The organism is Streptosporangium minutum, assembly GCF_002149035.1.
Taxonomy (GTDB): Bacteria; Actinomycetota; Actinomycetes; order Streptosporangiales; family Streptosporangiaceae; genus Streptosporangium; species Streptosporangium minutum.
Window position 1 is genome coordinate 1 of the sequence record NZ_NGFP01000501.1, and the last position, 1,341, is coordinate 1,341.

Genomic DNA, 1,341 nt, shown 5'->3' on the forward strand with positions numbered 1-1,341 from the left:
GGGGAAAGGGGGCAGGCTCAGGCGGCGGGGTCGATCGCGAGTTTGACGATCTCCCGGCCGTCGAGAGGGGAGCCGCCGCCGAGAGCGGCGAGGGCCTCGCCCACCCGCTCCAGCGGCACCCGGTGGCTGACCACACGGTCGTACGGCCAGCCGCCGCGTTCCAGGATGAGCAGCGCCTGGTGGTAGCGGCGCAGCATGTCGGGGCCGGCGCCGTAGACGCCGGCGATGGTGATGTCACGCTTCAGCAGGTCGCTGAAGGGGTTGAAGGGCACCGTCCCCCGGTCGGTGAAGTTGCCCAGCTCGGCGAGCACGCCGCCGTCGGCCACCAGGCCGATGGCCTCCATGAAGGCCTCCGGCGAGCCGCTGGCGCCTATCACGCAGTCGGCTCCGGGCGCGCCGAGGGCGTCGAACACCGCGCTGCGGCGCTCGGCCACGCCGGTCAGGTCGTGGATGCTCACCGTCGCGTCCGCCCCGAGCGCGGCCGCCAGCTCCAGCCGGGCGGCGGGGGCCCCCACCGCGACGACCCGGTGCGCCCCCGCGGCGCGGGCCGCGACCACGGCCATCAGCCCGATCGCGCCCACGCCCTGGACGACCACGGTGGAGCCGACGCCGACCGAGCCCCGCTCGATCCCGTGCAGCGCCACCGACATCGGCTCCTGCAGGACCGCTACCTCGGGGGGCAGATCCGTCCGGTAGAACACCGTGCCGGCGTTGGCGGCGTGGAGGTATTCGGCGAACCCGCCGGTGAGGTGCGGCGGGGCCGTCACCGGCGACTTGAATCCGTAGGAGGGCCGCCGGTCGGGGCAGTTGGCGGGGCGGTGCCGTACCTGGCACTGGTAGCAGCGGCCRCAGCTCAGCGCCGGGAAGACCCCGACGCGGTCGCCCACGGCCACCGGGCGGCCGCCGTGGTCGGCGGTCACCCCGTCGCCGAGGGCGGCCAGGGTGCCGACGATCTCGTGTCCCAGCAGGGCGGGGAAGGTGACGCTGGCCAGGCGCCCCCGGTAGATGTGCGCGTCGGTGCCGCAGACGCCGCACAGCTCCAGCTTGAGAACGAACTCGCCCGGACCGGGCTCCGGCACGGCGTAGGACCGGATCTCCACCGCGCCCGCGGCGTCCACGACGATCGCTGCTCGCGCCGCTGTGCTCATCCGGTTCCCTCCATATTCTGGATTCTGGATTCTATAGAATATGGAGGGAACCATAAGAGACCCTCACGGAGGGGTCAAGAGCATGGTTGGCTCTGTTACCGGGATGTTTCACACTTCAACCGGGTGCCCGCCCCGGCGCGGCGGGCACCCGGTTGAAGTGTGAAACATCCCGGTAACAGAGCCAACCATGCTC

1 protein-coding gene is annotated in these 1,341 nt (G+C 72.2%); it reads right to left on the reverse strand.

What is annotated here, in order from left to right; translation table 11 throughout:
* Nucleotides 1-17: 17 nt before the first annotated feature.
* Entirely contained in the window at nt 18-1,148 is a 1,131-nt protein-coding gene (locus CA984_RS44020; RefSeq protein ID WP_165781657.1) for a zinc-dependent alcohol dehydrogenase, read from the reverse strand.
* Nucleotides 1,149-1,341 lie beyond the last annotated feature (193 nt).